Source organism: Microcoleus sp. B4-D4 (assembly GCF_036705185.1).
GTDB lineage: Bacteria > Cyanobacteriota > Cyanobacteriia > Cyanobacteriales > Microcoleaceae > Microcoleus.
This window is the reverse complement of the sequence record NZ_JAUBTX010000028.1, coordinates 40,284-47,331: the sequence shown is the minus strand read 5'-3', so window position 1 is coordinate 47,331 and position 7,048 is coordinate 40,284. Positions and strand designations below refer to the sequence as shown.

Genomic DNA, 7,048 nt, shown 5'->3' with positions numbered 1-7,048 from the left:
ACTCTTCTCTTGATGGAGTGGATTATCAAGAGGTGAAATAGATATTAAGAGGATTTTACCGCAGAGAGCGCAGAGAGGGCAGGGATAAGAGGTTTTTTTACGATATCCAAAACCCTCACAACACTCTTCCCTCTGCGCCCTCTGCATCCTCTGCGGTTCAAAACTCTTCTCTTGATGGAGTGGATTATCAAGAGGTGAAATAGATATTAAGAGGATTTTACCGCAGAGAGCGCAGAGAGCGCAGAGAGGAGAGGGATAAGAGGGTTTGTTAGGAGAGGATGAGGCGGCGGATTCCTTCTTTTAAAAAGCGGACATTGAAGTTGATGAGAAGACCGAGAGGATAACCAGTCATTTTCAGGTAGGAGATAACTTGAGCCTCATGGATAGGAAGTATAGTTTGGACAGACTTTAATTCAATAACGAGAGTGTTGGCAACTAGCATATCGTATCTGCCTTCCCCAACCACAACACCCTTGTAAAGCACATTCACCGCAGGCTGAGGTTCAAAAGGAATTCCCCGGCGCGAAAGTTCTTCACGCAACGAATTCTCATATACCGCTTCCAAAAAACCCGGCCCCAACTCCTTATGAACCTCCATCGCCGCCCCAATCACAGCGTAACTCAATTCATTAAGATCCTCTGCCAACTCCCCTCTCCTCTTTTCAAACCAATATCAAAATCATAATCCAAAACCCTCGCAACACTCTTCCCTCTGCGCCCTCTGCGCCCTCTGCGGTTCAAAACTCTTCTCCTCCCCCCGCTGTGGCACAATCATAAATAAGATAAAACCCTCAAGCCACCATGACCGCAAACCTACCACCCCAATACGACCCCAAAGCCACCGAAACCAAGTGGCAAAAATACTGGGAAGACAATCAAACCTTCAAAGCTGACCCCGAAGCCGGCGGCGAACCTTACTGCGTCGTCATTCCGCCGCCCAACGTCACCGGCAGCCTCCACATGGGACACGCTTTTGAAGAGACGTTGATTGATGTCCTCGTCCGCTATCACCGCATGACTGGACGCAATACCCTGTGGTTGCCGGGAACGGATCATGCTAGCATCGCAGTTCAAACTATTCTAGAAAAACAACTCAAAGCAGAAGGCAAAACTCGCCACGATTTAGGGCGAGAAAAATTCTTAGAACGGGCTTGGGAATGGAAAGCTGAGTCTGGCAATACTATTACTAATCAACTCCGCAGTTTGGGCGTGTCTGTCGATTGGTCGCGTGAACGCTTTACGATGGATGAAGGCTTATCCGCTGCGGTTTTAGAAGCGTTTGTCCGCCTGTACGATGAGGGGCTGATTTATCGCGGTAATTACCTGGTGAATTGGTGTCCGGCGAGTCAATCTGCTGTGTCGGATTTGGAGGTAGACCAGCAGGAAGTTGACGGGCATTTGTGGCATTTCCGCTATCCTTTGACGGACGGTTCTGGTTATTTGGAGGTGGCGACGACTCGGCCGGAAACGATGTTGGGGGATACTGGGGTGGCGGTGAATCCACAGGACGATCGCTACAAGCATCTTATCGGTAAAACTGTCACTTTGCCCATTCTCGATCGCGAAATTCCAATTTTTGCCGATGAATTAGTTGACCCAACTTTCGGAACTGGCTGTGTCAAAGTGACTCCCGCCCACGATCCGAATGACTTCGAGATGGGTAAGCGCCACAATTTGCCGTTTATTAACATCATGAACAAGGACGGCACTTTAAATGAAAATGCCGGAGAGTTCCAAGGACAAGACCGATTTGTTGCCCGCAAAAATGTGGTGAAGCGGTTAGAAACTGACGGGTTTTTGGTTAAGATAGAAGATTACAAACATACAGTTCCGTACAGCGAACGCGGCAAAGTTCCCGTCGAACCGTTGATATCAACCCAATGGTTTGTGAAGATAGATCCGCTTTCTCAACGCGCGCTAGAAGCATTAGATAAAAGTAATTCGCCTGTATTTGTTCCTGACAGATGGACAAAGGTTTATCGCGATTGGTTGGTGAAATTGAAAGATTGGTGTATTTCCCGCCAATTGTGGTGGGGACACCAAATCCCTGCTTGGTATGCTGTTAGCGAAACTAACGGCGAAATTACTGATACAACGCCGTTTGTGGTGGCTAAAACTGAAGCTGAAGCTAGGGAAAAAGCTGCGGCTCAATTTGGGCAAGATGTTGAGTTGGTCAGAGATCCAGATGTATTGGATACTTGGTTTTCGTCTGGATTATGGCCTTTTTCTACTTTGGGATGGCCGGAAAAAACTCAGGATTTCGATTTTTACTATCCCACAACTACTCTGGTGACTGGTTTTGATATCATCTTTTTCTGGGTTGCTAGAATGACGATGATGGCCGGACATTTTACTGAAAAGATGCCTTTTGATACTGTTTACATTCACGGTTTGGTGTTGGATGAAAAAGGTCAAAAAATGTCTAAGAGTAAAAATAACGGTATTGACCCGCTGCTGTTAATTGGTAAGTACGGGACTGATGCTTTGCGCTACACTTTGGTTAAGGAAGTGGTAGGGGCCGGTCAAAATATTCGCATGGAGTACGATCGCAAAACTGATGAATCGAAATCAGTCGAGGCTTCCCGGAATTTCACAAATAAGCTGTGGAATGCGGCCCGGTTTGTGATGATGAATCTGGAAGGACAGACTCCGCAGCAGTTGGGAAGTCCGGCTGTAGAAGGTGTTGGTTTGGAATTGTGCGATCGCTGGATTCTTTCTCGCTATCATCAAGTTGTGCAACAAAGTCGCAATTCTTTGGAAACTTACGGCTTGGGAGAAGCGGCTAAGAATCTTTACGAGTTTATTTGGGGCGATTTCTGCGACTGGTATATTGAGTTAGTCAAATCTCGCTTGCAACAGGATGCTGAACCAACTTCTAAGAAAGTCGCGCAGCAAACTTTTGCTTTTGTGTTGGAAGGAATTCTGAAGTTGCTGCATCCTTTTATGCCACACATTACTGAGGAAATTTGGCACACTCTGACTCAAACAGGTGACGATCGATGTTTGGCTTTGCAAGCTTATCCTGAAGCGGATATCTCCACGATAGATCCAGAATTAGAACAGCAGTTTGAGTTGCTGTTCGGGATAATCCGTACAATCCGCAATTTGCGGGCAGATGCTGATATCAAACCCAGTGTGAAGGTGACGGTGGTTTGGAAAAGTAAAAACGAAAAGGAACAAGAAATTGTCTCAACAGGAGAAGTCTACATTAAGGATTTGGCAAGAGTGGAAAGTTTAGAAAATGCTTCGGATACTCGGAGTGGCTATGAAGTCTCATGGAATAGTGCAGGATTCGGTATGAGACCTTTTGGTGAGGGAGGATTTGGTCAGGGGGGATGTATTACAGGTGTTATCGGCACAGTGGAATTGCTAATTCCTCTGGCTGGAGTGGTTGATATTGCGGCTTTGCGCGGTAAATTAGAGAAGAAGTTGGCTAAGATAGAAGGGGAAATTAAGCATACTGCGGCGCGTTTGACTAATCAGAAGTTTGTGGAAAAAGCCGATCCACAAGTTGTTCAGGTGGCGCGGGATGGTTTGGCAGAAGCCGAAAAACAAGCTGAGATTTTGCGCGATCGGCTAAAGTTGTTTTAATAGTTAACGGTTGATTGTTGACAGTTGAAAGTTGACAGCTAAGTTGAGGCGCATCTAAATTCTACAGTCAAGGTAGTATCAGTCTTCTATCTGAGTCCCCATCCTCTCGATCCCCCCTAACCCCCCTAAAAAAGGGGGATGCGAGGGGGATCGAGTCTCGGCCACAACCAATAACAAATAACCAATAACCAATAACCAATAACAAACAACCAATAACAAACAACCAATAACAAATAACAAATAACTAATAACAAATAACTAATAACTAATAACCAATAACAAATAACTAATAACCAATAACAAACAACCAATAACAAATAACCAACAACCAATAACTAATAACCCCTATGCTATATTTAGCCCAAGTACAAAAGAAGGATATTTTAGGTGAAATAAGTCTGCAATTACTGGCTTGTCAAAATGCTGATGAGACTTGGGCTATTCTTCCCGAACAAACTGTTTTGATAGTGCCGCCAAATTGTAATCAAAATGTGTTAAATGAAGGAATGCTAGTATTAGCAGATATTGGCGAAAATCGCAACATTTTGCAGGTTCAAACAGCTACAAACTGGGTACTAGAATTAGTTGAAAAGTATTTAACCACAGGCTTTACTCCCGATTTTTTTCAGCAAGAAGCCAACAAATCAGAAGAGTGCCGCCAATCTCTCACTTTGCAAAGTCAAGAATTGTCTCGCAGATCGATCGAACTTGAAGCCCGCCGCGAACAAATTCAAAATTTAGAAGCCAAACTCCAGCAGGAAAAAGAATTGCTGGAAACCAAAAATCAGCCCTCCCAATTGAATTTTGATGCGCCATAACAAAGTCCGCCGGCGCGGACTGATATCGAAGCAATATTGCCGGAGGCTAAAGCACTTTTGACTTGATCCAAGCGGCGGGGAGACACAGCAATTTCTGAGAATTGCTGACATAAGCCCGCTTCTGGAAAACATCGTACTGATTCCGTTCGATCGCATTTAAGATTCTGCTGTACAACATCGTAGCAGCCCAAACTGTCCAGCGGATATCGGGACTCAAAACTTTGATTCCGGGCTCGGCGCTGGCGTATAATTTGCGAGCTCGCTGGATTTGAAACTTCATCAACTCCCGCCAGCGGTTGTCAATCACACCGTTGAATAAATCTTCTTCGGTGTAGTTAAACAGCGCTAAGTCTTCTAAGGGCAGGTAAATGCGGCCGCGACGGGCGTCTTCTCCGACATCGCGCAGAATGTTAGTTAACTGCTTGGCTATACCGAGGGCGATTGCTTCTTCCTTGGGAATTTTATTTCCCCAGTGCCAATTCCAGTTGGCAGCCCGGTTCGATTCGTCTACACCCATCACAGACATCGACATCAGCCCGACAGTACCCGCTACTCGATAACAGTAAAGATTGAGCTCTTCAAAAGTTTCGTAGCGGCTGCGGTACAAGTCCATTTGCTGGCCCGCAATCATCTCTCTAAACGGCTGAATGTCGATCGGGAAACGAGACAAGGTATCCACCAAAGCCACGTCGTAATCGTCGTGGGGATGGCCGGCAAACAATGATTCTAGGCGTTTTTCCCACAGATTTAGAGTTTCAGGGGTTGTGGCCTCAGAACCTGGCCCGTCTACGAGTTCGTCGGTGCGGCGGCACCAAACGTAAATCGCCCAGATAGCCCGACGCTTGGCTTCGGGCATGAGTTGAGTGCCTAAATAAAAATTTTTGGCATAACTCGCTGTGACTTGGCGGCACAATTCGTAGGATTCTTCCAAAGAAGCCAGAGTTCTCATGCACTGGAGTTTTGACAGTTGCAGCATCCGAGAATAAGAAATTTAAAGATTAGAACTGACATTCCCCCGTTGAGACAACGGGAGATTCTTTTACGTCTTTAGGAATGACGCATCCGAACCGAGAAACCTGGTTTTTGAACCGAGATTGAGGGTTTTCAGCAAATATTTTGGCTAAAAACCCGGTTTCACGTCGCCCGCGCGCAAATCCCAGTATTTATGAAAAATTCTTAATTTTTCATTTGTTATTGGCCGTTGAAATAGCCTGCGCTGTCAGCTTACCAGAAAGCACAGCACCTTCCATACTCGCAAGATAACGCTGCATTGTATAATCCCCCGTTAGATAGAAATTGCTAATGGGAGTGGTTTGGGTCGGACGGCACTCTTGACGGCCGGGAGTGGCTTTGTAGACGGAACGTGGGGTTTTGACTACGTGATATTTGAGCAGTTTGGCGGGTTCTGGGATTTGGTCGGGAAAGAGTTTTTCTAACTCGACCATTGTGGCTGCGACGATATCTTCGTCAGATTTGCCTATCCAGTCTTTGGCCGGTGCGAGTACCAGTTCCAGCATGGATTTGTCTGGGTTGGCATATTCGCGGCAGGTGTTGCTCATGTCGGCATAGACGCTCAGCAAGGGCGATCGCGAGAACAGCAAGTGGTCGATATCTGTTAACTTGCGATCGAACCACAAGTGTACATTAATCACCGGTACACCCTCCAAACCTTCGAGCTTTTTGAAATAACCCATTTCGGCCCAAGGTTTCGGCATCATCAACTTCAGCGGGTCAACCGGCATCGCCGAAACGTAAATATCAGCCGTCAGAACTTCTGACTCTGCCCCCTTGACACCCCGAATCTGGAAACCGCGCACCGTGTTGTCATCATTGAGCAAAAACTCCCCGATGGGTGCATTCAGCCGGACTTCGCCACCGCGCTCAGTTATGTAGTCTACCATCGGCTGACACAACCTCTCCGTAGGGGAACCGTCTAAAAAAGCCATTTTCGAGCCTTTTGTCTCTTGCAAGAAGCGGTTGAGGGCTGTCAGCAGAATGGTTGCAGATATTTCGTGGGGGTCGATAAAATTCAGCGCCTTGGACATGGCGATGAATACTTCTTTTTCGACTCTGGGGGGGACGTTTTGCTTTTTGAGCCACTCGGAAAAGGAGTATTTGTCCATTTCTTCGACGTATTTCTGGCCCTGAAGTATCGCCGGAACCAAACCGATGCCGAAACTGATTTTTTCGGCCCAGGTGAGCATATCGTTGTTTCTGAGGATAGCCACAAGGCCGTTGAAGGGAGCCGGAATATTCGGAAAGTCAAAGCGCGAATAGGTTCCGGGTGTTTCCGGCTGATTGAAAATCATCGAGTGCTCTTTCCATTGCAGCCGGTCTTCGATGTCTAGTTCTTTGAATAGTTGGAGCATATTTGGGTATGCACCGAAAAATATGTGGAGGCCGGTTTCGTACCAGTCGCCGTCTGCATCTTTCCAAGCGGCTACTTTGCCGCCGAGTACGTCCCGACTTTCTAGGAGGATGGGGGTGTGACCCGCATCGGTGAGATATTTTGCACAGGATAACCCTGCTAGGCCGGCTCCGGCGATCGCAACTCGCATTTAATACTACTGCCCTCTGTTCGCTTCGCCTTAATTATACGTTACAAGTCGTTACATTTTCTAGGCCGCGCCACCACAACT

6 protein-coding genes are annotated in these 7,048 nt (G+C 46.7%); 2 read left to right on the top strand and 4 right to left on the bottom strand.

Going from position 1 to position 7,048, the window contains the following annotated elements; all coding sequences use genetic code 11:
• Positions 1 to 268 precede the first annotated feature (268 nt).
• The gene (locus QUB13_RS19765; protein ID WP_194063366.1) at positions 269 to 646 is read right to left on the bottom strand and encodes a GxxExxY protein; all 378 of its coding nucleotides are present in this window, start codon (positions 644 to 646) and stop codon (positions 269 to 271) included.
• A 155-nt stretch (positions 647 to 801) separates the two neighbouring features.
• On the opposite strand from QUB13_RS19765, the gene QUB13_RS19760 reads away from it, so the two are divergent.
• On the top strand, positions 802 to 3,591 hold the full coding sequence (locus QUB13_RS19760) for a valine--tRNA ligase (protein WP_333383728.1): 2,790 nt from the start codon (positions 802 to 804) through the stop codon (positions 3,589 to 3,591).
• A 125-nt stretch (positions 3,592 to 3,716) separates the two neighbouring features.
• Here QUB13_RS19760 and QUB13_RS30525 read toward each other — a convergent pair whose 3' ends face one another.
• Positions 3,717 to 3,923, bottom strand: a complete 207-nt coding sequence (locus QUB13_RS30525; RefSeq protein ID WP_442922183.1) for a hypothetical protein — start codon at positions 3,921 to 3,923, stop codon at positions 3,717 to 3,719.
• Between the two features lie 15 nt (positions 3,924 to 3,938).
• On the opposite strand from QUB13_RS30525, the gene QUB13_RS19755 reads away from it, so the two are divergent.
• Positions 3,939 to 4,409 carry a hypothetical protein gene (locus QUB13_RS19755; protein ID WP_333383724.1) on the top strand — a complete coding sequence of 157 codons (471 nt, stop codon included), beginning with the start codon at positions 3,939 to 3,941 and terminating at the stop codon, positions 4,407 to 4,409.
• A 46-nt stretch (positions 4,410 to 4,455) separates the two neighbouring features.
• Here the strand turns inward: QUB13_RS19755 and crtB are convergent, their stop codons facing one another.
• Both crtB and pds read right to left on the bottom strand, forming a co-directional pair.
• The gene (gene crtB, locus QUB13_RS19750; protein WP_194065592.1) at positions 4,456 to 5,385 is read right to left on the bottom strand and encodes a 15-cis-phytoene synthase CrtB; all 930 of its coding nucleotides are present in this window, start codon (positions 5,383 to 5,385) and stop codon (positions 4,456 to 4,458) included.
• A 208-nt stretch (positions 5,386 to 5,593) separates the two neighbouring features.
• Positions 5,594 to 6,967 carry a 15-cis-phytoene desaturase gene (pds, locus tag QUB13_RS19745; protein WP_333092341.1) on the bottom strand — a complete coding sequence of 458 codons (1,374 nt, stop codon included), beginning with the start codon at positions 6,965 to 6,967 and terminating at the stop codon, positions 5,594 to 5,596.
• Between the last annotated feature and the right edge of the window lie 81 nt (positions 6,968 to 7,048).